The organism is Thiorhodococcus drewsii AZ1 (genome assembly GCF_000224065.1).
GTDB lineage: Bacteria > Pseudomonadota > Gammaproteobacteria > Chromatiales > Chromatiaceae > Imhoffiella > Imhoffiella drewsii.
Window position 1 is genome coordinate 22636 of sequence record NZ_AFWT01000026.1, and the last position, 24229, is coordinate 46864.

Consider the following 24229-nt stretch of genomic DNA (forward strand, 5'->3'; position numbering starts at 1 on the left):
ACCCGACAGTCAGCGCAGGGCGGAAACCGGCGCGCGTCGGGTTCCGTGTGGATTCACGATTTCCGGTACAGATTACCCATTATGATTGAACCCAATGGCCCGCCAATCAGGAAGGGATTCAGTATCGTGGATAGCCTGGAACGCTCGGCCCGCCCATCTCTCGGATGGCGAGCAAACTGGCTCGAAATTGCCTTCGTCGCGAGCGTGTCCCTCCTGTTCTCCCCTGAACCACGCGCCCTCGACGAGATCAAGCTACAGCTCAAATGGCGGCATCAGTTCCAGTTTGCCGGTTATTACGTCGCACTGGATCAGGGCTATTACCGGGATGCGGGACTGGAGGTCACACTGATCGAGGCGCAACCCGACACGGACATGGTCGACGAGGTGGTCTCGGGGCGAGCCGAGTTCGGCATTGGAACCAGTGAACTGCTGCTCGCACGCCAGACACAGCCAGTCGTCGCCCTCGCGCCCATCTATCAGCATTCGCCCTTCGCCCTGGCGGCACGCGCCGATCGCGCGTCCAACCTCCACGAACTGGTCGGCCAACCCATCATGCTGGAGCCCGGCGCCGCCGAGATCCTCGCCCTCTTCCAACAGGAAGGCGTGTCCATCGATCAGCTGGATATCCGACCTCACACCCAACGCATCGACGACCTCATCTCCGGGCGGGTCGCCGCCATGTCGGTCTATTCAACGACCGAGCCCTATCAGCTGCGACGCCTTGGATTCAACTACAACCTCTTCTCGGCCCGGACGAGCGGAATCGACTTCTACGGCGACATCCTCTTCACGACAGAAGATCAGATTCGTCGTCATCCCAAACGGGTCAAGGGCTTTCTCGATGCCAGCCTCGCTGGCTGGCGCGAGGCGATCACACACAGCGAGACGGCCATCGATCTCATCATGGAGCGCTACAACAGCCAGAAACGCGACCGCGATTCCTACCGTTTCGAGGCGAACGAGAGCCGCCGGCTGATACGTCCCGATCTGATCGATGTCGGACACACCAACCCAGGTCGATGGCGACACATCGCCGACACCTATGCCGACCTGGACATGCTGCCAAGGAACGTTTCACTCGATCGATTCCTCTATGCCCCGAACAGGCCGCTGGTCGATCCCCGACTCTTGACCGCGCTGGCCGGCAGCCTGGCGTTGCTGCTGCTTCTCTCGGCGCTAACCTGGAAGATCGCCCGTCTGAATCGACGTCTCACGCGCGAGATCGTCGAACGCGAACGGATCAACAGCCGCCTGCAGGAACACGATGCGCTTTTCCGTCTGATCACGGAGAACAGCAGCGATGTCATCTGGATCCTGGACGTCGCACGCCGGCGGCTCGAATACGTCAGCCCCTCGGTGAAATCCATGCGTGGATTCTCGCCCGAGGAGGTAATGGCACGCCCGATCGAGGACTCCATGACGGTCGAATCATGGAACCGGATCGCGCACCTGGTCGAGGCGATCGAGACACAGCAGCGAACCAGGATGAAGATCGATTTCGCGCCCCGAGTGACCGAGATCGAGCAGCCAGTCAAAATGGGCGGAACCGTGCAAACCGAGGTCGTGACGACCCCGGTGCTGGACGAGTCTGGGCATCCCGTGAAGCTGCTCGGAATCACCCGCGACACCACTCAACGCAAGGTGCTCGAGGCCGAATTACGGACCCGTATTGCCGCGATCGAGGCTGCCGGCGACGCGATCGCCATCACCGATGTCCAGGGATACCTGCTCTACGCCAATCCGGCCTTCGCCAAACAGACCGGATATGCATTGGAAGAACTCAAAGGGGCGCACACACGCACCTTCAAGAGCGGACGCCACGATGCGAGCCTCTACGCCGATCTGTGGCAAACCGTCCTTGGCGGTCGGATCTGGCGCGGCGAACTCATCAACAAACGCAAGGACGGCTCGCTCTACGAGGAGGAGATGACCATTGCGCCGGTCATAAGCGTCAAGGGGCAGGTCGACTGTTTCGTCGCCATCAAACGCGACGTCAGCGAGCGCCGCTCCATGGAGCGCGCACTCAAAGAGGCCAATCGCCAACTCAGCGAGAACCTGACGCGCATTCGTCTGCTTCAGAAAGAACTCGCCGAGCAGACAATTCGCGACCCGCTGACCGGTCTGCACAACCGACGTTATCTCGACGAGACCCTACCGCGCGAGTTCGCGCGCGCCAGGCACGAAGGCTATACGCTCACCGCTGCGATGGTCGACGTCGACCATTTCAAGCGCATCAACGATACCTGGGGGCACCCGGCCGGAGACTCGTTGCTGAAGTCGCTTGCCGCACTCCTCCAGGAACGCTTCCGTGAGGGCGACATCGTCTGTCGCTATGGCGGAGAGGAATTTCTCGTGCTTCTGCCGCACACCTCGATCGAGATCTGTCTGCCCCGTGCCGATTGGTTGCGTCAGGCGTTCGGAAACTTTCGGATGAGCTATCAAGATGTCGAGATCCGGGCTACCCTGTCCATTGGTCTGGCCTCTTACCCCGAATGCGCCAACTCACCGCAAACGCTGATCCAGATGGCGGACGCCGCGCTCTACCAGGCCAAACACAAGGGTCGCAACCGTGTCGAGTTCATGCCCAGCGAGGCCCCCGAATCGTAAACCCACTTGAATTCGTGAGATGCCACAGCACCATGAATGACTTTGCGAACGGAGGGAATGTGCGGTGACCCAAACCCTGGCGCGTTATTCCAAGGTGATGGAAATCGTCGGCGACATCCTTAAGGTCCGAGTGCCGCCCACCTCGGGCGATCAGGCTCGCGTCGCCTTCGACGACCTGGCACTCGTCGAGGATCCGGGCGGATTCAGCTCGCTCGCCCGCGCCATCCGTCTCGACGACGATCTGGTTTCGCTCCAGGTCTTCGTCGGCACCAAGGGACTCTCCACAGAGGCATCGGTCCGATTCCTCGGCCACCCGATGCGCGTGACCTATTCGGCCAACATCCTGGGTCGGGTCTTTCGCGGCGACGGCGAGCCCTTCGACGCCGGCCCCGATCTCTCGCAGGACCCCAAGCTCGCGATCGGCGGGCCCTCGGTGAATCCGGCGAAGCGACTGCTCGCCTCCAAAATGATCCGCACCGACGTCCCCATGATCGACGTCTTCAACTCGCTGGTCGAAAGCCAGAAAATCCCTATTTTTTCGGTCGCCGGCGAGCCCTACAACCAGCTGTTGGCCCGCATCGGCATCCAGGCCGATGCGGACATCGTGGTCTTTGGCGGCCTGGGTCTCATCTTCGACGACTATCATTTCTTCCTGCGCCGCTTCGAGGACGCCGGGGTCTTCGCCCGCACCGTCATGTTCGTCAACCTCGCCTCGGACCCCGTGGTCGAGCGCCTCCTGGTCCCCGACATGGCGCTTGCGGTGGCCGAGAAGTTCGCGGTCGAGGAAGGCAAACGGGTGCTGGTGCTGCTCACCGACATGACCGCCTATGCCGACGCCATGAAGGAGGTCGGCATCGCCATGGAGGCCGTACCGTCCAACCGTGGCTATATGGGCGATCTCTACTCCCAGCTCGCGCGCCGCTACGAGAAGGCCGCCGACTACAAGGACGGCGGCTCGCTGACCATCCTGACCGTCACCACCATGCCGGGCGACGACGTCACCCACCCGGTGCCCGACAACACGGGCTACATCACCGAGGGTCAGTTCTATCTGCACGACGGCATGCTGGACCCCTTCGGCTCCCTATCGCGACTCAAGCAGCACGTCATCGGCAAGGTCACGCGCGAGGATCACGGCCAGATCATGAACACCATGATCCGCTTCTACTCCAATGCCCGCGAGGCCGAGCAAAAACAGGCCATGGCCTTCGAATTGAGTGAGCTCGATCAGCAACTGCTGCGCTTCGGGCAACTCTTCCGCGAGCGCTTCATGGCGATCGACGTCAGCCTACCGCTGGAGAAGGCACTCGACCTCTGCTGGCAGACCCTGGCCGAGTGCTTCGAGCCCGAGATGCTGCTGATGAAGTCCGCGCTGATCGACAAATATTACCCACGCAAAGCGCAGGTTGGGGCTGAAACAGCCGACCTGAACGCGGCTTAGACAGACGTCGTTCAACAGACACTGGTGCGATTGCTCCGCGATTGAGCCGCTTGTCTAATCGCGACGCGCTCCTCAAAGCACCGAGGAGAACGACACTGAGCCGTAAAATACTACGGCACACATGACGCCCTCATGCTTTCCCCTTGCCTGGTAGTTGCCTGCCTGTTAGCCTTCAAAACGCTCGATTAATGGACACTTCGTTTACGCGTGCTCAACGCGTCCGACCGGACACGTCGCAGGAGGCCATAAATGCCGCAGGTCGAGTTCAGGACCTCCCGCAGTTCGCTCGCGAGGGTCGACCTGATACCTGATATTGCGTATTCCATTGGAAGCGATGCAGGTAATTTGGTATCGATTGCAGGTTCCGGGGTACGACCGCTGCATGCGCATCTGTCGTTTCAAAATGGCGCAGCCTTGTTGGCACCACTCAAAGGCGCCCCGCTCTTCGTCAACGGCACGGCGATTTCCGCAGACACTACGCTATCAGACGGAGACTGGATCGCCTTCGGCGAAACTCTGATTCAGATCCGGCTTCCTGCTGTCGTCCCACACGGCGACAGCGATTCACAGGTAGTAGCCTCGCTAGGCGAGGATCAGTCCGGGAGCATTATCGTCGGTCGCGTGCCCGGCTGTGGATTGCCCATCCTTTCTCCACTGGTTTCGCGGGAGCACGCACGGCTCAGTCTCAGGCCAGACGGCGTCTTCGTGGAGGATCTGCGAAGCGTCAATGGCACCTGGGTCAATGGTGCACGTATCAAGACATTGACTCAGCTCACGCCAGGCGACCGAGTTGCATTCGCGAGCTTCGTGTTCGTTTTTACCGGCTCAGCCCTAGAGCCAGTGGACGCGAGCAATCGCATTCGGGTGATCGCGTCCGATCTCACCAAAACAGTAATCGACCGCACGACACGGCAACCCCGGCATCTGCTTAACGGCATTGGCCTGGTGATCGAGCCAGGCGAATTCGTCGTCATCTTTGGTACCAGCGGATCGGGTAAATCGACCCTATTGGATGCACTGAACGGGCGTCGGCCGGCGTCCTCGGGCCAGGTACTCTACAACGACGTCGATCTCTATCGCTTCTTCGCTTTGTTTCGCTCGGGTATCGGCTATGTGCCGCAGCAAGACATTGTTCATCGCAAGATCAGTGTCCGCCGTGCGTTACGCTATACAGCACGCCTGAGATTGCCGCACGACACTTCGGCCCGAGAAATCGACGCGATCATCGAGCAGGTACTGGAGCGAGTGGGGCTCAAAGAGAAGGCGGATCTCGCTGTGGATACGCCTGAGCCTCTGAGCGGAGGTCAGCTGAAGCGAGTCAGCTTGGCGGTCGAACTGGTTGCCAATCCGCATATCCTGTTCCTCGATGAGGCCACCAGCGGGTTGGATGCCGGTACCGACAAGCGGATGATGCGGCTGTTCGCCGACCTCGCAGGAGATGGTAAGACCGTCGCTTGCGTGACCCACAGCTTAGAGAACATCGACACCTGCCATCTCGTCGCCCTGCTGCATCGGGGGCAGCTGGTCTATTACGGACCGCCCGACGAGGCCGCGGCGCATTTCGGTGTGGGACGTCTTTCGGACGTTTACGAGGCCCTCGAGGGAACCGGGGGGCAGGACTGGCGGTCGCGCTTCGAGGGGTCGCCACAGCATCAGCGCTATGTCGAGCAGCGTCTCGAAAGCATTCCTTCGAAGCAGGCGCCCCATCATGCCGCTGGAGCCACGGGCGCTTCGTGGCGCCCCTGGAGGCTGCTAGATCTTCGTCAGATGGTGACCCTGACGCATCGCTACCTGGATCTGCTGCTCTCCGATCGCGTCAATCTCCTGGTTCTGCTCCTGCAGGCACCCCTCATCGCCCTGGTGGTCGGCTCGGTATTCCATACCGATGGCAGTCTGGCCGAGCGTGCCGCTGCTGAGAGCCAGATCGCCTTCGTGCTGGTCCTGTCCGCGATCTGGTTCGGCTGCATCAATTCCGCGCGCGAGATCGTCAAGGAATTGCCGGTGTATCTGCGCGAGCGTTCGGTCACCGTCACGCTTCCGGCCTACCTCTTAAGCAAGGTGCTGCCGCTATCCGTCCTCTGCCTGATCCAGGTGGCGAGCTTTCTGGCGATCGTCACCTATATGCTGGATCTGAACGGATCCTTCCTCGATCGGCTGCTGACCCTCTTCCTGTCCGGATTCGCCGCCACGGCGATGGGACTGGCGGTCAGTTCCTTCGTCGACTCGAACGACAAGGCGATCGCGGCCCTGCCGCTCTTGCTGATCCCTCAGTTCATTCTCTCCAATTCGGTCGTCGCCCTGTCCGGAGCGACCGAGGACTTGGCCAGGGTCGTCGTGATCGCCTATTGGGGCATCGACGCCATGCGTTCGACACTGGATCCGGAACTCTTGGCGCTTCGCGATTCCAACACCGGCACGCCACTGATTCCGGTCGTTGGCGAATGGTCAAGGACCCTCTGGTATCTCCTTGCCCAGGCCGGTGGCTTCTTCGCTCTGACCCTGGTCGGCCTCAAGATCAAGGACCGGCGGGTGTAGCATGATTCCTGAACCTTTCATCGCCATCGGAGCCAGAGGCCGGAATTCCTCGGCCCCTCGTCGGGGTCCTCGGCGAGAAATGCCCTCATGAGCGATTCTACCGAGACCAAACGGTGCCCCAAATGCGGGGCGACAAATCTGACCGAAGAACTGGCTAAGCGGGAATATCGTTGCGGTGACTGCGGCCTTGAACTCGCCCATCTAGATACCCTGTCGAATGGTGTCGTGCGAGGCGTGCTCGGCTGGTTGTTGGACATCGGCACCCTGGTAAACGACCGCTACCGTGTCTCGGCCGTGCTGGGTAAGGGTGGCTTCGGCGTCACCTATCTGGTCGACGATCTGCGTCTGCATGGAAAACGCCGGGCGCTGAAGGAGGTCCCCGAGCTCTATTTCGACGAATACGAGACACGTCTGCTCGGCCGTCTGACGCACCCAGCCATTCCCGACATCACCGACCGCTTCAGCGCCGATGGCATGGTCTATCAGGTGCTGGAGTTTGGCGGGGATCGTACGCTGCGAACCGAGCAGGAGCGTCGCGGTGGCCGCATCCCGCTGTTTGTACTGATGCCTTGGGTTCAGCAGTTATGCGAGGCCCTGCAGTACCTTCATGTCCAAGATCCGCCGGTGGTACACCGGGATCTCAAGCCGGACAACGTGCTGTTGGACGAGCATGAACGGGTGATGCTGATCGACTTCGGCATCGCCAAAGAGGCGGCTACGGACACCATGACGCGGACCATCGGTCGCGCCGTGACCCAGGGGTTTAGCCCTCCGGAACAGGTACTCGGCACCGGGACCGATGCCCGATCGGATGTCTATGCCCTAGGGGCCATCCTCTATTTCTGTCTCACGGGGCAGATGCCGCCCGCCGCCCATGAGCGTGTTACGGGCCGAGCCATTGAGCCGCTCTCGAACTTCCTGCCCGATATCCCGCCGCTCGTGGAATCGACGGTGATGCAGGCACTCGAGCTCAACATCAATCTTCGCCAGCAATCCATTCTCGAACTGGCTTCGGTATTCGCACTGATTCAATCCGGATCCGGCAGCGCGCAGACCGTTCTGGCCCCGGCAGGCGCAGAGCCCTCTGTCGATACGGGCGGCTATGCGTTGCCAAGCGTGCAGTTGCCTTCGGTTCGTACCGGAGCAGCTCCGACCGCGAACATCCAGGTCGGCCAACCATCGGTGGTCGAGTCCAGGCCGCGCCGGAGCGGTGCCCTGATTCTGGCCTCCATGCTGTTTCTGGGAGCGGCGGCAGCCGGTGGCTACTGGCTCTGGGGCGGGCACACCCGCTCGTCTGAGCCCGAGGTTTCCAGTGGCGACTCAAAGCCCGGGTCGGACGCGGTCTCCGGAGGAGACGATACGGAAAGCGTGCCGGTGTCGCCAGCGCCTGCGACCCAGGCGCCGCCCCAGTCCCCGAGGCCGTCTGGAAAGACGACCGCCGATGCGTCGACGGAAAATTCGAAGACAGCACAGGTCTCTGCCGGGACGCCTCCGGCGGCCTCATCTCTGCCATCCGTTTTTTCCGACGAGGAGCCCCAGGCGGATCAGCGCTCTGCCGAGGCCACCAAGCCTAAGCAGAGCCTGATGGAGCTATTCGAAACCCTGCGCAGCGCCTCGACGCCTCCGGCTACGGACAGTCCCGACCAGTTGCCCGCCCTAATTCCAGCGGTTGCGCCATCCAAATCCAAGACTGGGTTGCTCCCAGACGCCGCTCCAAAGACCGCCAATGAGCCCGACGCCGTAGCTGACCCCAAGGTGACCACGGCGCCCACGCCCAAGGCAACCACCACGCCGAAAGCGACCACCAAGTCAACCATAAAAACCACACCCAAGACGGTGACAAGATCCAAGCCGACACCCAAGAAGGTGACGAGATACAAGCCGAAGCCGAAACCGCGTCCGAAGCCGAAGACTAGCCGCTCGAGCGATTGGGGCTTCCAGTACAAAGGTGCCAGAAAGACCGATTGAGGGTCAACGACCCTGGATTCACACAGGAGACACAGCGATGAAAAACCGTTTGTCACGATACAAGGGTAGGTCCGGTCCCCAGTTGTTAGCCGTGTTGCTGGCTGCCGCCTCCATATTTCTCAGCACCTCAGTCGGTGCCCAGGGTTACGGCTTTGCCGCCCCAGGCAACTACGGGGTGAAGATCTACAAAACCGACTACACGCTCTATCCCTTCGTGCAGGTTTATCTGCGTACCTTCGATTCGCAGATGCAGCCCCTGGTCAATCTCAATGAGATGAATGTAGGTCTGATGGTCAAAGGGCGGCCCTATGATCCCTTGAAGCGTCAGTTCGGAATTCAATCGATCCGCAAACGCGAGGAGGCGACGCGCTCGGTGATCGTGGTGGATGCGAGCAAATCCATGGCTGGTAAGCCCTTCGATGATTCGCGGAGAGCGGCGGTGCGCTTCATCGAGAGCAAGAGACCGCAGGATGAGGTCGCCATCTTGGCCATCCGCGATACCAAGAACGGCTTCGATCTGGTTTCGGAATTCGAGCGCGACGGTACCGCACTCGTGCGGCGTCTCAATGACATCAAGCCTGACGGACTGAAGACGCGGCTTTTCGACACCATTGGTGCGGCGATGCAGATGTGTGCCATGAGCGGCCAGGGATCCGTACGCACGGGCCACTACATCGTATCATGCTCGATCTTGGTCATGTCCGACGGCAAGGATGAAGAGAGTTCCATCCGCCGCGACGAGCTCATGACGCGAATCTCCAATCTCGAGATCCCCATTCCAATTTATTCACTGGCCTATTCCAAGATCGATCAGAGCCATTTCAAAAATCTGGAGGCGCTTTCGAAGAATTCGTTCGGAATCTATTATGTGGTCGGAGAGACCACCGAGCGAATGCAGCGAATCGTCGAGCAGGTGCAGAACATCATTCAGAGCGACTATGTCATCACCTTTCGCTCCTATATCGAGCCGGATGGCGAACGCCACAATCTGAAGGTCGGTATCGAATTCCCGAGTGGCAGTGGCAAGTACATGAGTGACGACACCTATTTCGAGGCCATCCAGCCGCCGCCGATCGCACCCATCCAGAAAGCCCTCAAGGCACTGAATCAGAAGATTCCTCCAGTCCCGAGCGGAAATCCTTATTGGGAGACTTCCGACTCCGCAATGTCGATACCAACGGGTACCCCTGCCCAATGACCCGGCCTCTGCGCTGGAGCAATGAGCCGGATGGCTTCAATGGGAGCAATGGATCGAGAAACAGCATGGTCGAATCGTCAGGAGCATGGAAATGAAGGGGATGCAGAGAATCGGGTTGGCCACTGCATTGGCTGCGGGAACGGTGATCGCGTCAGGATGCAGTTCGACGGGGAGTATGCAGGACCAAGCGATAGGCACCACGATCGGTGCAGCCCTAGGCTGCGGGGTCGGAGCCTTGATTTCGGGAGACGCCAAAGGCTGTGCCGCCGGCGCTGCCGTAGGCGCCGTGGTGGGCTTTGGGAGCGTCGTCATTTCACAATACAACGCCCGCCAAGTCCGTTCGGCCTCAAAGGATGCCAGGGTCTACGGCCTGAGTACCGCGCCGTCCAGCCCCCAGGTCAAGATACGGAAAGGGAAATCTTCGCCACGGACCGTCAGGCACGGTGATCCGGTGAACATCAGCACGGACTATTCCCTGACCTTGCCGAAGGGGGTAAGCAAAGCGCGGGTCACCGAAAGCTGGGTTCTGAAAAAAGACGGAAAGAAGGTCGCGAAGCTGCCGTCTAAATCCGCCTCGAGGGCACCCGGAGGCTGGGTGGCCGATGCCGAGATCAGCATTCCTTCCGATGTGCCGACGGGCACTTATCTAATCGAGCACCGTGTCCAAGTGGGCAGCAGCTATGATGTCGACGAGTCGACCTTCGTCGTTCGGAGCTGAAGCGTGCCCATTCCCTCCACTCGGGTGACGGCCGGGGACTGACCGTGAGTCTGTCCCTGGCTGGTTTATGGCTACTTGGTGGGCTTCTGGGCGGTGGCGACGAGACCGGAGATTGCAGCGCATCCGCGCAAGCAGGCGCACGCACCATGCAGCGGATCGCCGAATCATGGCCGCTTCGGTTTGCAGGCGATCCGGTCAGACGTTATGTTCTGCGCCTGGGGCAGAAGATCGTGGCGCAGGTCGATCCGCATCATGTCGACGATTGGCGTTTCTTCGTTGTTCGTAATTTGGAGCCTACAGCCTTTGCCGTCGGTGGCAACCGGTTCGTCGTTAGCGACGGACTCATCGCTTTCGTGAGAAACGAAAGCGATCTCGTCGCTGTTCTGGCTCATGAGATCGCCCATCAACGCCTGAGACATTTCTGCGACCAAGCCCCAACCGATGCCAAACGGATCCGTTACGGTTCCATTGTGCAACACTTCGATCTTGATACAGAACGCGCGGCAGATGCGGAGGCCGTCCGTCTACTTGAATTAGCGGGCTACGATTCCTGCTCCATGTACGAGGTTCTGCGATGCCTTTCGGAACGACCTGGAGCACCGGTATCGCAGCTACAAGCGCGCATGCGCTCGCTCAAGTCTTCGTGCACCAATCGTGCAAATATGCCCCATATTGGGGAGTTAGAGGAGATCCGCAGTCATATTCTTGACGAGTCGGGAACCCCTATACAACGCTGTCGATAAGTCAAGGATCGAACAATCATCCCCTGGCAGAACGCCAGGGGATGATTACTTGAGCGTTACCCTGAAATCCCGGAGACCCAGCGCCAAGAAACTTTTCTAAACCGATTCAAATAGTTGAACAACGGCAATGCCGTAAATACATCCTTTATCAGGAAAACCCATGGCCCGGCTGAGCCTGAGCAAATCCTCGCTGACCAAACAGACTCGCCAGCTCCAGACCTTCGAGCGCTTTCTGCCCGCGCTCGACCTCAAACGCAAGCAACTGATGACCGAGCGCGCCAAGGCGCTGCAAGCCCGCGAGGACACTCTGGCCGCCATCGCCGCGCTGCGCGAGGAGGTCCGGGAACGCCTGCCGATGCTCGCCCATCGCGAGATCCCGCTCGACGATCTGGTCCATCTCAAGGGTGTGCGTCTCGGCGAGGAGAACCGCATGGGCACCAAGCTGCCGGTGCTGCTCGGCGTGGATCTGGAAACGACCGATTACGGTCTCATGGTCCAGCCGCACTGGGTCGAACCGCTGGTCGAGGCCATCGGGCGCATGCTGGAACTGCGGGTCCGTCTGGCGCTGGACGAACAACGTGTCGCGCTTCTGGAAACGGCGGTACGCAAGGTCACTCAGCGGGTGAATCTGTTCGATAAGGTGCTGATCCCACGCACTCAGCAGAACATCAAGACCATCCGTATCTATCTCTCGGATGCCGAGCGCGCGGCCGTGGTGCGCTCCAAGATCGCCAAGGCCAAGCGCCATCGCGAGACGACGGCATGAGCATTCTCCCACTCGCTCGACTGACCCTTGCCGGGCTGACCCAAGAGAAGCACACCGTGCTCGAACGGCTGCAGACACTCGGCTGTCTGCACCTGTTGCCATTGAGCCCCGCGCCCAAGGAGGCCGAACGCGCCCCGCCGGCGCACGCGGTGGAAACACGCAAGGCGCTACGCTATCTGAGCGACCTGCCGGACAAGCGTCGCCAGGTCCGCCTGGCGCCGGACTTCGACATCGCCCGCACGACCCGTACGGTGCTCGACAATCAGCAGCGTCTGCGCGAACTGACCGACCGACTCGACGGACTGCGGCAACGTCTGAGCGAACTCGAACCCTGGGGCGATTTCAGTCTGCCCGCCGAGGACGCACTCGCCGGACGCAAGCTCTGGTTCTACATCGTGCCCGAGCGTCAGATACCCGCGCTCCAGTCCCTCGACCTGCCCTGGCAACTGGTGCATCGCGATCAGCGCCACGCCTGGGTGGTGGTAATCCATCCCGAGGAGCCACCGCACGACGCCTTGCCGGTTGCACGCACCCATACGGGCGCCCTGTCACTCTCGGCGATTCGCCGTCAAGCCGAGGAAGCCGAACTCGCACTGGAGGAGGTTCAAGCGGAGCGCCATGCGCTCACGCGCTGGATCTATCTGATGTCGAGCCATCTGGCACAGGCCGAGGACCAGGCGAGGCTGAGATTCGCCGAGACTCAGACCCTGGACGACGCATCGGTCTTCCTGGTGCAGGGTTGGGTAGCCGAGCGCGACATCCCCAAGGTACGCGCGCTCGCCGAGACCCTCGGGCTCGCGCTGATCCTGGACCCGCCCGGCCCCGACGATGCACCCCCGACCCTGCTCGACAACCCGCCCGCCATTGCTGCGGGACAGGATCTGGTCGGCTTCTACCAGATGCCGGCCTATCGCGCCTGGGATCCCTCGCGGGTGCTCTTCTTCTCGTTCACCCTCTTCTTCGCCCTCATCCTGTCGGACGCGGGCTATGCTGCGGTCCTGGGGCTGCTACTCGCCGCCTATTGGCGTCGGCTTGGACGCAGCGATTTGGGACAGCGGATGCGCTTGATGGCTTTGGCACTGACCTCGACATCGTTCGTCTGGGGCGTGCTGCTCGGCAGCTACTTCGGCCTCTCGCCGCCGGCCGACAGTCTTCCAGGACAACTCAAGCTGTTCGAGATCCAGGACTTCGACAGCATGATGAAACTCTCAGTGGGCATCGGGGTGCTGCATCTGGTGCTCGCCAATGCCGAGATGGCCCTGATCCATCGCGGACGCGCCACCGGCCGCGTCGCCCTGTGTTGGATCGCGGCCCTGGTCGGCGGCTTCGCCCTCTGGCTCGGCAGCGACCGGCCATCGGGACACTGGCTGTCCATGCTGGGTCAGGTGCTTGGCATCGGTGGTCTGATCGGCGTCTTCCTGCTCGGTAGCGACCGCCGCGTCGAGGATATCCGCTCGTTCGCGCTGCGCGTCCTGGACGGACTGGCACAGCTGGTCAAGGTTACCCAGGTGTTCGGCGACGTGCTGTCCTATCTGCGACTGTTCGCGCTCGGACTCGCCTCGGCCTCGCTGGCCATCACCTTCAACGACCTCGCCCGCCAGGTGGCCGCGAGCCATCCCGGCGTAGGGCTGCTCATGGCCCTGCTCATCCTCCTCGTCGGCCACCTGCTGAACCTGGCGCTCAGCCTCATGAGCGGCGTGGTGCACGGACTGCGTCTGAACTTCATCGAGTTCTACAACTGGGCGCTATCCGGCGAGGGTTATCCATTCAAGCCATTCAAGAAAGCGGAGCTAGGCGAATGAACGAATTCGTGATCGCCCTGGGTTGGGCGGGCCTCTATGGGGTCATGGCGCTCTCGGCCATCGGCAGCATCATAGGCTGCGCGGTCGCGGGCCAGGCGGCGATCGGGGCCATGGTGGATACCGAATCGGGCTACGGCCGCTATATCGGCATCTCGGTGATGCCCTCCTCTCAGGTCATCTATGGCATCGTGGTGATGTTCACCCTGCAGCGCCCGGTCACGCCGGAGACCGGACCGGCGCTGTTCGGCATCGGACTGTTCGCCGGTCTGGCGCTCATGATGTCGGCGGTGCGCCAGGGCCAGGCCTGCGCCTCGGCGATTCACGCGAGCAAGACCAAGCCCGAGATCTTCGGTCTCTCGCTGGCGCCGGCCGCCATCGTCGAGGGCTTCGCCGTCTTCGCCTTCGTCTTCGCCCTGGTCATGGCCGGCGGCATCCCCGGCTGACACCATCGCGGAGGAATAGCGACATGGCGGCAAGCACACAGAAAAGCACTCAGGATCTGGCCTCATCCGGCGTCGAGGCCCTGATCGAACGGCTGCGCGACGAGGGCGTCGCGAGCGGACGCGCCCAGGCCGAGCAGATCGCGGCCGAGGCCAGGAAACAGTCCGACCAACTGATCCAGGAGGCGGAAGCACGCGCACGCACGATCCTTGAGTCGGCACGCCTAGAGGCCGAATCGCTCAAAAAGGGTGGCGAGGAGGCCCTGCGCATCGCCATGCGCGACACCGTGCTGCGACTCAAGGCCGAGCTCTCCGACCGCTTCAGCGACGAGGTGAAACGGCTCATCGCGGCCGAGATGGAACAGGAGACCTTCATCGAGCGGCTGATCCTGGAGGTCGCCGGCCGCGCCCGCCAGGAAACGGGCATCGATTCGGGCCAAGCGGTCGAGATCCAATTGCCCAAGGCCCTGGTCGGACCCGAGGAACTGCGGCGCAATCCGCTGGAGCTGCGCGAGGGATCGCTCTCGCACTTTGTGCTCTCCCTGGCCGGCAACGTCCTCGCGGAGGGCGTCACCTTCTCGGTCGACAAGACGGACGCGCGCGGAATCCGGCTCTATCTCAGAGACAAGGACGTGCATATCGATCTGACCGACGACAAGGTGGCCGCGATCCTGCTCGCGCATCTGCAGCCCAGGTTCCGCGCCATCCTCGAAGGCACCGTCAAATAGGATCCAGACACCGTGCCGGACTCCCATCGCTATGCCATGCTGCTGAACGCCCTGCCCTATCACGGGCCGCTGTTCGGCGCCAAGCAAACGCCCTTGTCGCGCTTTCGACTGCACCAGCGACTGGTCCAGCTTGAGCCGGCCGATGCCTCCGATATCGCCATCCTCGGCCAGCTCCTCGACTGGACCCATCAGGACACGAGCCGCTCCGACGAGCAGGCTATGTCCGAGGCGAAGCGCCAGGTCGCCGAGATCGCCAACCCCTTCGCGCACGATCTGGCCGTTTGGAGACTGGAACTGCGGACCCTGATCGCCGCGCTGCGTCGACGTCGGCGCGGCGACCTAGCGCCAGAGAATAACCGTTGGGGCTATGGCCGCTGGACCGACAAGATCCGACGCAACTGGACCGAGAGCGCCTTCGGACTGCAAGGCGTCTTCCCCTGGCTACCCGAGGCCGCCCGAATGATCGCGCTCGGTGACGCGCTCGGTCTGGAGCGACTGCTGCTTCAAACCGTCTGGAATCACCTGGAAGGCATCAGCGGGGGACATCATTTCGATTTCGAGGCGGTCGTCGTCTATGTGACACGCTGGGATCTGATCGCGCGCTGGACCAGCTATCAAGACGAGGGCGGGCTTGAGCGCTTCGATACGCTGGTCGCGCACGCCATGGCCGATGTCGATCTGGGGCGCATGATCGAGACCGAAATCGCTTCATGAGCCAGAGCCTCGGTCGACATAGAACGCCAACCGAACCGGGATCGACAGAATGACGCGGGATGAGCCGAATCCGAAGTCGCCTTTGGACATCCCCTGCATGCACGATCAACGACGAACGATTGCGGAAACACCATGAGCATCCAAGCCCCAGACACTCACCGACCCGATAGCCCCGCCCGGGTCATCTCCGTCCAGGAGAGCCTGGCGACCATTGAGGCCGGCTGGAAGGATGGAGCGCGCCTGGCGCTGAAGAAAAACGAGGTGGTCTTCATCGAACCCGACCGCCCAAGCGCGGACGGGCGTCAGGAGCAGCTCAAATCCGAGGTGCTGCGGATACGCGGCGATCTGGCCGACATCCAGGTTTTCGAGGACACCCGCGGCGTCTCCATCGGCGATCCGGTCACCCAGACTGGCGAGATGCTGTCGGTGGAACTCGGACCCGGTCTGCTGGGCGAGATCTACGACGGGCTACAGAACCCGCTCGAAACGCTCGCCATCCAACACGGCGTTTTCCTGCCGCGCGGGGTCGATCTGGAGGCGCTCGATCGCAACCGCAAATGGTCCTTCGTCCCCAGCGTCCAGCACGGCGCCAAGCTCCAAGCCGGCGGCGTGCTCGGCACCGTCCAGGAAGGCATCTACACCCACAAGATCATGGTGCCCTTCGACGAGCCAGGCGAGGTTGAGGTCACATGGATCCAGGAAGGCAGCGTGACCGTGGACACCCCGGTCGCGCGCATCCGCAATCACCAAGGCCATGAGCGCTCGCTCGACCTGACGCGGCGCTGGCCGGTGCGCCGTGCCCTGACCGAAACCATGCTGCGCGCGCGAACCGTCGAGCGACTCTATCCCGACGCGCCCCTGACCACGACCATCCGGCTGATCGACACCTTCTTCCCGATCGCGCGCGGCGGAACCGGCTGCATCCCCGGACCCTTCGGAGCGGGCAAAACGGTGCTTCAACACCTACTGGCGAAGCATTCCGGGGTCGACATCGTCATCGTCGTCGCCTGTGGCGAGCGGGCCGGCGAGGTGGTCGAGACCATCGCCGAATTCCCCCAGATCCGCGATCCAAAAACCGGCGGATCGCTCATGGACCGCACCATCATCATCTGCAATACCTCGTCCATGCCGGTCGCCTCGCGCGAGGCATCCATCTACACCGGCCTGACGCTCGGCGAGTACTACCGCCAGATGGGCTATCAGGTGCTGCTGCTGGCGGACTCCACCTCGCGCTGGGCGCAGGCGATGCGCGAGACCTCGGGGCGTCTGGAGGAGATCCCTGGCGAGGAGGCCTTCCCCGCCTATCTGGATTCGGCCATCCGAGGTCTCTACGAGCGTGCCGGCGTCGTCCGCAGCACCGATGGCTCGACCGGCAGCCTGACACTGATCGGCACCGTCTCGCCGGCCGGCGGTAACTTCGAGGAGCCGGTCACCCAGTCGACGCTGGGGACGGTCAAGTGCTTTCTGGGGCTCTCCTACGACCGCGCCTACAAGCGCTTCTACCCGGCCATCGACCCGCTCATCTCCTGGTCGCGTTATCTGAAGCAACTCGCCTCCTGGTACGCCGAAAATCTGGACCCGACCTGGAACGAGCGGGTCGAGTCCATGCAATCGCTGCTCGAACGCGGCGATGCGGTCCAGCAGATGATGCAGGTCACCGGCGAGGAAGGCATCACCACCGAGGACTATGTCGAACTCCAAAAGGCCCAACTGCTCGACATGGTCTATCTCCAGCAGGATGCCTTCGACGCAGTCGACGCCTCGGTGCCTCTGGAACGCCAGCGCCTGACCTTCGACCTGCTTTGCGCCCTGATCGAGCGCGATGAGCGGTTCGTGGACAAGAACGCCGCACGCCAGCACTTCACACGGCTCACCAATCTGTTCAAGAATCTCAACTACGCGGCGACGGACACACCCGACTTCGAGCGTCTGCTGCAAGAGATTCGCGCGATGGTGACCGGCAATGAACCGCACGCAGACATCGACCGCTGATGCCGTCGCCCGGTCTGCACGATATCGATCAACGCGTGTAAGATTCATTGACTGCGGGAAATCCCGAACCGCCAGCTCACGCCCGTTTGAACGGCTGTTACAATCCGTTATCTGAACCGATTTCGAGGCACATCCGAAACAGATGACATCTGCAACGTCCAATACCGAGCTATCGGCACAGTCACGCATCGCCTCGATCGGCAAGCTCAACTATCTGGACTTCTTCGGACTCGCTGAGCCCCCTTTCCGCAATGCCTCCGACATCGCCAAACTCTTTCTCAACGGCCCCCTGACCGAAGCGCAGGCGCAATTCGATACCGCGCTGGACAGTCGGGAGGGCGGCATTCTGGTCGTGAATGGCGCACCGGGCTCGGGCAAGACCACCCTGGCCAATCGGATCGCCGACCGGCGCAGCGAGACCAATCGGGTCGCCAAAATCAATCGCACCCAGCTGTCGGAAGACGAATTCCTGCAAACACTGCTGCAAACCTTCGGATTGCAGTCGGCAGGACTCACGCCGGCCCAGTCGTTGAATCGGTTCAGCGATTTCCTGCATAAGCAGGAGAAGGCCGGCAAGGGCGCGATCCTGGTCCTCGACGAGGCACAGAACCTCAAGCCCGGGGTGCTGGAACTGCTGCCGAGCCTGCTGCGGCCTCACGACGAGATACGTCCGGGGTTCTTCATCATCCTGATCGGCCAGGACGGTTTTGAACAGTCGCTGGTCATGCACGGAAGCAGACAGCTGAAGGAAATGATCCTCTTTCAGATCTATCTGTCCAAGTTGGGCACCACCGATACGGCCGCCTACATCCGATATCAACTGACCGCGGCCGGCCTGAAACGGAGGATACCGTTCTCCGATGGAGCCATGTTGCGCATCCATCAGCTCACCGGCGGCAGCATGCGATTGATCAACACCCTGTGTGATTTCGTGCTGTTCAACGCCAGCATGGGCCAGATACACCACATCACACCGGACCTGGTACAGACCACCTTCAACGCCCTGCAATGGGACCCGTCGAGGGATACGGCCGTAGAAGCGGCCGCCGCCAAGCCGAGCGCCAATGGAAGCATACCGACGCTCATCCTCGAATTCCGCGAGGACAGCGCCTTCCAGCTCGATCAGGAAACCGTCACCATCGGGCGTGCCACCGACAACGACATCTGCATCCGCGACCTACGCATCAGTCGCTATCACGCGAAACTCACCACCAGCCGCAAGGGAATCTCGATCGAGGATCTCGGCAGCACCAACGGGGTGTATGTCAACAAGGAGCGCGTCAAGGTCCGGTTGCTCCAAGACGGCGATCTGATCGGCATCGACGAACACCGGATACGCTTCGAAAACCGCCATCCGGCTTGAGTGGACATCCCGACAAGGAAACCCGCATCGAAACGCTGAAAGAGATAGGGTCAAAGGCATCCCTTCGAGATACGCCAGATCCCCCGCAATGGATCTTCCCTCAATCATCAACGGACGAAAGCGAGATTAGGCGATGACAAACGACACCAACGTAACCTGGCATGAGCATCAGGTTGCACGCTCCGACCGCGAGGCAATGAAGGGCCACAAGGGCTGCGTCGTCTGGTTCACGGGACTCAGCGGCTCGGGTAAGAGCACGCTTGCGAACACGCTCGACCATCGACTGCATGGCCATCGCCTGCATAGCGCCGTGCTCGACGGCGACAATGTTCGCCATGCGCTCAACGCCAGCCCCAGCATGCTGCGCAGCGTTCATGGAGACGACTTCGCCGAACGCTTCGGATTGGGCTTCTCGGCCATCGATCGCGAGGAAAACATCCGCAGAATCGGGGCCGTTGCACAGCTTTTCTCGCAGGCCGGAATCATCGCGCTGACGGCCTTCATCAGCCCCTACCGCCAAGACCGCGACCGTGTCCGGGCCACCATGGCACCGGGCGAATTCATCGAGGTCTTCGTCGACACGCCGATCGAGATCTGCGAGCAACGCGATCCCAAGGGGCTTTACAAGAAGGCGCGCGCGGGAGAGATCAAGGGTTTCACCGGAATCGACGACCCCTACGAACAACCCCTTTCACCGGAATTGACCCTCTACGCGGGCCAGAAGTCGCCCGGCGAACTGGTCGATGAGGTGATCCAGTATCTCCAGGAACGAGAGATCGTCCGTCTATAGACTGGATGAAGAGACCGGCCGCCAGCGCACCGATCCATCCCTCTTACCGGAATGGACCAGCACGCTGGCAGCTGGTGACTGACAGCTGAAAATTATCCTTGCTGCAACAGCTTACGCAGATCGATGACTGCGGCATTGGCCCGCGAGATGTAAGAAGCCATCACCAGCGAGTGGTTGGCCATAGGGCCGAAACCGGTCCCGTTGAGAATCAGAGGACTCCAAATGGGGTTCTGAGTATCGTACAGCTTGCGGATGATCTGCTTCAGAGACACCATGGCATTCTTGTCCTGCAAAACGCTCTCGAAGTCGATTTCCATGGCCTGGAGAGTGTGGATCAACGCCCAGGTGTAGCCACGCGCCTCGAAGAAGATGTCGTCGATTTCTGACCAGGGCGTCTTGTTGACAGACTCTGCGGGAGCGGGCGTCGACTGACGCGCACTGGGATCGCCGGACAGACTGGTGTTCAGATCCGACTGACCGACCGCATAGGACAGCCGCAGGGCCAGATTCCCCAGACGCTTCTCGACCAATTGCAGATAGGCGGACAGATTGTCGGCCCGGGCGAAGAATTGTCCATCGGTCGCACGATCGTCCGATAGACGTACCAGATAGCGCTCGAGCGCGGTCAGCCCCTTCTGGTACTCGGACTCGCTTGAGGGAAGAATCCATGAGTTCGAGTCGTAATTGAACTGAGGCTGCGCGATCTGAAGATCCTTGTCTTCGAGCGACTGAGACTGTGACCGACTGAAATCGTTGCGCAAGGCATCGGAAAGGTCGCGCAGCTCGGTCAGAACGCCGAATTCCCAGTTCGGGATATTGTCCAGATAGACGCCCGGCGGTGTCATGTCGTTGGTCAGATAGCCGCCCGGCTTATGCAGCAGGGTGTTGCCGATCTGGATCGCCGTGGCAGTGGTATAGGTTCCGGTGACCAGCTTGCTCTGATCGCCACCGACCATTTCGAGCGCGTTTTCCTTGACGTCGAAGGTTGCCGGGGAGCGCGACCAGACGATACCCAGGATGAGCACCACGACGACATAGGTGACGAGGAAAAGCCCGGCCGTCCACCAGAGGCCTTTCTCCTTCCATATACGCGGATCGTAGAGCGCGATGAGGCGCTTGATCCGTGTCTTCATATTCGGTCTTTCCAAGGATAGGTTTGGACTCATAAAAACTCCTTCATGTTGTTCTTGGGTATCCGCAATCCGGGGAGGAGACTTCCAAGATCTCGCTCCCCAATAACCACGATCTCAACTTGGAATATAGGGGGGCACCCGCCCGATTCCCAGCCTCAGGCGAAGTCGTGCCGGACGATATCCTCGACTCTGCGGCAAATCTCGCGCCCGTATTCGGTCCAGAGCCCCTGCCCCCAATAGCGGTAGCAACTGGTTTGAGAGGCCATCAGATGGAAGAGCGCATTGCGATAGCGCTCGTCGCTGGTCTCCGTACCCGGTTGCAAGACCTTCTCGCTGAAGAGCGCGCTCGCCGCCTCCATCGGACCAAGGACGTTGTCGTACCCCTTGACCCAGGAGAGATCGCTGGTCCAGCTACCGCCCTCCATGTGGAAACGACCATCCTCGCGCTTGAGATCCTCGATGGCCTTGGCCAGCTTCTCCGGTCCGTCGCCAGGCTGAATTCTCGACCAGATACGATCGTGGAACAGCGGCTGGACCTCGGGCAGATCCGCGACTTCGACACCCATCGCGAACAGGTGTTCCAGATATTCGCTGACATTCATCAGGGGTGTATCCGAGTGACTGGAGGAGGCGACCACCTCCATGTACTTGCCCGGGAACTCGTTCATCATGACCCCACCGTTCTCGCCATCGGCGATCTGGGTCACCAGCGGCGGGACGGACTTGCCGCCGAGCTCGACCCGCTCAAGCCCCTGGGCCTCGTACCAAGGCTGCATCTGGGCGACGAGCTTGGTGTCCGACCCCTGGGTCTTGACGATGGCGATGATGCTGGTCGTCTCGCCGTGGGAGTTGGTGCAGACCAGCCGGTGCGGGATATGCGGACGCTCCGGATGCCGCCCGTTGTCTATCTGCTGCACCGTGTGCTCTTGAACCAGAACCCACTGATAGCCGCAGTCGACCAGCGTCTTGACGAATTCGTAGGCCACGTCCGGATGGTTGGGCAGGGCCATCTCGGAGGGCGAGAAGCCCCTGACCCGCTCCAGCGCCTCCCAGCCGAAGAGGGCGGCGAAATGTTGCTGGAAGGCGCGCACGTGCAGCCGATAGTCCTGCACCGGCGTCGAGGGCGCAACCGCGTGCCCCCAAGGCATGCCGAGCCATTCGACCGCCCAGTTGTAGTCGGGATTGCAGGTGATGGTCTTGAGGGCGTCGATGACGTGATCCTCGCCCATCTTGCGCAATCCGTGCAGCAGGGTGCCGGAATATTCCAGCATGCAGCGCGGCGACTTGCCCTCCCCGACCAGCTGCGGGATGAACTCGCCCATGCGCTTGTAACACCAGACGAAGGCCGGGGCGTTGTAGTTATCCCCGATATGCTGGTTGTGCATCATGTACTGCAGATTGCTGATCAGCGCGGCGGTGCGCAGATCCTCGCCACCGGCCGGAATCAGCGGCTGATGCTGGTGCAGGGCGATCGCGCTCGCCGCCCGGATGGCACCGAAGTCGATGCCGCCGCGCTCGGTGAATAGCGTTCGGGAACGTCCCGCCGAAAGGACTGCCTCCACCTCCGACTCCCGCCCTGAGACATTGGGGACATCGCCGATATACTCGGGTAGTTGGTTCACGCTCAGCTCCTATCGATTCGTTCGATCTGGTCGTTTGCTGGAAGTGGCAAGAGTGGAGCGGACTAGCGCCCCGTTGAATTCGAATCGTCCTCGATCACCTGATCCGACACTGGAGCGGCCGATTCCTCCGTTCCCGAAGCCACCTCGTCTTCCACGCCAGACTCCAGAGTCGGCATGGACGCCTCGGCGATCGGAACCTCGATTCCGACCTCGGACAGGACTGCGCGGCTGGCGTCGAGATCGGATTCGGCGCGCGGCACCCAATCCTCACCCCAATAGAGATTACAACTGGTCTCGGCGCGCAACAGATGCCACAAGGCCCGATCGATGGCCTCGACCCGAGGTCCCTCGTGGATCCCGCGCTCGCCCGCGAACCAACGCGCATCATGGATCGCGCGACTGAGAGGCTCGAAGTCGGCCGCCGCTCGGCGCTGACGGTCCGACCCCATCCATTGAGTGAAATCCTTACCGCTGTGCCAGCCGGTATTCCAGGCCCCGGTGCGTACCCGCACCTCGCCATGAACGCCATGGGTGTCGAGATAGGTGCTGATGAAGGTTGGCGCCACGTTCGAGTCGCCCGCCGACAAACGCTCCAGAAGCGGCAGATAGAAGACACTCCAGAAATTCGCCCCTTCGGTGACATTGCGGAACCAGCCACCGTTTTCGCCGTCGGTGCAAGTCGTCACCAAGGGCTCGAAGTCGCACCATTTGGTCCGCTCGGCGACCTCGCCGAGGAACCAGTCCAAATCCATCCCAGACTCTTGTGCGTCCGAAAGCTCCCGATCGCGCACCACGACGATGATCTCGTCATCCCCATAACGGGCGATGTGCGGACGATAGCGCAGTTCCTGCCAACTCATCTCGGTCACCGGCTCGACATGCTCGCTGTCGACCATGACGTATCGGTAACCAAACGACCGCAGCAAAGGGATCAGTTCCATCGAGAACCCCATCTCCGGCGGCCAGAACCCCTGAAACCGGGGACGCCACAAGAGATGGTGAGCGATACCCAGCCAGCGGCGCAGATGCTCCCGTCGATCCGCCTCGGGAATCAGCGGCAACACCGGGTGGTAGTAACCGGTCCCGATCACCTCGAACAGCGACTGGTTCTGGAGGTGCCACAACAGCGAGCCGCAATCGACGATGCCGTAGACCTGCTGCTGAAAGGCCGGATCGGAGAGCGTCTCCAACAGGGTGCCAGACAGGGACAGATGCACGCGGGCACGGTCCTCATGACCCCATAGACTTCGAGGAATGCGGTCGAGCGCGAACAGGATCTCCTTGGCCTCCCAGGTTTGATGCTCAAGCAGATCCTGGAGATTGCCGGAGGGTTGGTGGAGATTGAGCACGAGCGCGTGATGAATCATCATCGTTGTAAGATCCTGGCTGCAATGCTTACGGAGAAGCATATCAAAGGCCGCACGGTAGACCCACCACAACCGGATGAAACCGGTTTACCGAACGGCGACCAATGGTGTCGGAAATTGGCGATATGGGCACTTCGATGTTATACCCTCGAAGCAACGCCGGACGGAGTGCATCTGGCCGGCTCGCAAGACTGCACCCGAAGCGATTCGGCACTATCATTGATCCAGACGGAATCGGTCGAAGCCTGATCGATCATCACAGAGACCGCACGGAATCGCGTGTATTCCAGACCGCCCTAAGC

The 24229-nt window shown here is 61.3% G+C and carries 18 protein-coding genes; 15 read left to right on the forward strand and 3 right to left on the reverse strand.

Annotation, left to right across the window (positions count from 1 at the left end; genetic code table 11):
• Nucleotides 1-126 precede the first annotated feature (126 nt).
• The 15 genes from THIDRDRAFT_RS16230 to cysC all read left to right on the forward strand — a co-directional run bounded on the left by THIDRDRAFT_RS16230 (nt 127) and on the right by cysC (nt 19805).
• On the forward strand, nt 127-2607 hold the full coding sequence (locus THIDRDRAFT_RS16230) for a diguanylate cyclase (RefSeq protein ID WP_245535871.1): 2481 nt from the start codon (nt 127-129) through the stop codon (nt 2605-2607).
• A 64-nt stretch (nt 2608-2671) separates the two neighbouring features.
• Entirely contained in the window at nt 2672-4048 is a 1377-nt protein-coding gene (locus tag THIDRDRAFT_RS16235; protein WP_007041972.1) for a V-type ATP synthase subunit B, read from the forward strand.
• 249 nt (nt 4049-4297) lie between these two features.
• On the forward strand, nt 4298-6583 hold the full coding sequence (locus tag THIDRDRAFT_RS16240) for an ATP-binding cassette domain-containing protein (RefSeq protein ID WP_007041973.1): 2286 nt from the start codon (nt 4298-4300) through the stop codon (nt 6581-6583).
• Nucleotides 6584-6670: 87 nt separating this feature from the next.
• Entirely contained in the window at nt 6671-8551 is a 1881-nt protein-coding gene (locus tag THIDRDRAFT_RS16245; protein ID WP_007041974.1) for a protein kinase domain-containing protein, read from the forward strand.
• Nucleotides 8552-8588: 37 nt separating this feature from the next.
• Nucleotides 8589-9749 (forward strand): vWA domain-containing protein, encoded by a 1161-nt coding sequence (locus tag THIDRDRAFT_RS16250; RefSeq protein WP_007041975.1) that lies wholly within the window; start codon nt 8589-8591, stop codon nt 9747-9749.
• Nucleotides 9750-9840: 91 nt separating this feature from the next.
• Nucleotides 9841-10467: a glycine zipper domain-containing protein gene (locus tag THIDRDRAFT_RS16255; protein ID WP_007041976.1), complete on the forward strand. Its 627-nt coding sequence runs from the start codon at nt 9841-9843 to the stop codon at nt 10465-10467.
• Between the two features lie 44 nt (nt 10468-10511).
• A complete protein-coding gene (locus tag THIDRDRAFT_RS24765; protein WP_139058778.1) occupies nt 10512-11210 on the forward strand; it encodes a M48 family metallopeptidase in 699 nt (232 codons plus the stop codon).
• A 160-nt stretch (nt 11211-11370) separates the two neighbouring features.
• On the forward strand, nt 11371-11976 hold the full coding sequence (locus THIDRDRAFT_RS16265; RefSeq protein WP_007041978.1) for a V-type ATP synthase subunit D: 606 nt from the start codon (nt 11371-11373) through the stop codon (nt 11974-11976).
• Entirely contained in the window at nt 11973-13778 is a 1806-nt protein-coding gene (locus THIDRDRAFT_RS16270) for a V-type ATP synthase subunit I (protein ID WP_007041979.1), read from the forward strand. Before THIDRDRAFT_RS16265 ends, THIDRDRAFT_RS16270 begins: the two co-directional genes overlap by 4 nt.
• Nucleotides 13775-14221: an ATP synthase subunit C gene (locus tag THIDRDRAFT_RS16275; RefSeq protein ID WP_007041980.1), complete on the forward strand. Its 447-nt coding sequence runs from the start codon at nt 13775-13777 to the stop codon at nt 14219-14221. The genes THIDRDRAFT_RS16270 and THIDRDRAFT_RS16275 overlap by 4 nt, the downstream gene beginning before the upstream one ends.
• A 23-nt stretch (nt 14222-14244) precedes the next feature.
• Entirely contained in the window at nt 14245-14946 is a 702-nt protein-coding gene (locus THIDRDRAFT_RS16280) for a hypothetical protein (RefSeq protein WP_007041981.1), read from the forward strand.
• Nucleotides 14947-14958: 12 nt separating this feature from the next.
• Nucleotides 14959-15660, forward strand: a complete 702-nt coding sequence (locus THIDRDRAFT_RS16285) for a DUF2764 family protein (RefSeq protein ID WP_007041982.1) — start codon at nt 14959-14961, stop codon at nt 15658-15660.
• 132 nt (nt 15661-15792) lie between these two features.
• The gene (locus THIDRDRAFT_RS16290) at nt 15793-17652 is read left to right on the forward strand and encodes a V-type ATP synthase subunit A (RefSeq protein ID WP_007041983.1); all 1860 of its coding nucleotides are present in this window, start codon (nt 15793-15795) and stop codon (nt 17650-17652) included.
• Nucleotides 17653-17794: 142 nt separating this feature from the next.
• On the forward strand, nt 17795-19015 hold the full coding sequence (locus THIDRDRAFT_RS16295) for an AAA family ATPase (protein ID WP_007041984.1): 1221 nt from the start codon (nt 17795-17797) through the stop codon (nt 19013-19015).
• A 133-nt stretch (nt 19016-19148) separates the two neighbouring features.
• Nucleotides 19149-19805, forward strand: a complete 657-nt coding sequence (gene cysC, locus THIDRDRAFT_RS16300; RefSeq protein ID WP_007041985.1) for an adenylyl-sulfate kinase — start codon at nt 19149-19151, stop codon at nt 19803-19805.
• 92 nt (nt 19806-19897) lie between these two features.
• On the opposite strand, the gene THIDRDRAFT_RS16305 is transcribed toward cysC, so the two are convergent.
• The 3 genes from THIDRDRAFT_RS16305 to THIDRDRAFT_RS16315 form a co-directional block, all read right to left on the reverse strand.
• Nucleotides 19898-20938, reverse strand: coding sequence for a DUF2333 family protein (locus THIDRDRAFT_RS16305; RefSeq protein WP_425358448.1), 1041 nt, complete (start codon nt 20936-20938; stop codon nt 19898-19900).
• A gap of 155 nt (nt 20939-21093) precedes the next feature.
• Entirely contained in the window at nt 21094-22560 is a 1467-nt protein-coding gene (locus THIDRDRAFT_RS16310; protein ID WP_007041987.1) for a hypothetical protein, read from the reverse strand.
• Nucleotides 22561-22622: 62 nt separating this feature from the next.
• Nucleotides 22623-23930 (reverse strand): polysaccharide deacetylase family protein, encoded by a 1308-nt coding sequence (locus THIDRDRAFT_RS16315; RefSeq protein WP_007041988.1) that lies wholly within the window; start codon nt 23928-23930, stop codon nt 22623-22625.
• Nucleotides 23931-24229 lie beyond the last annotated feature (299 nt).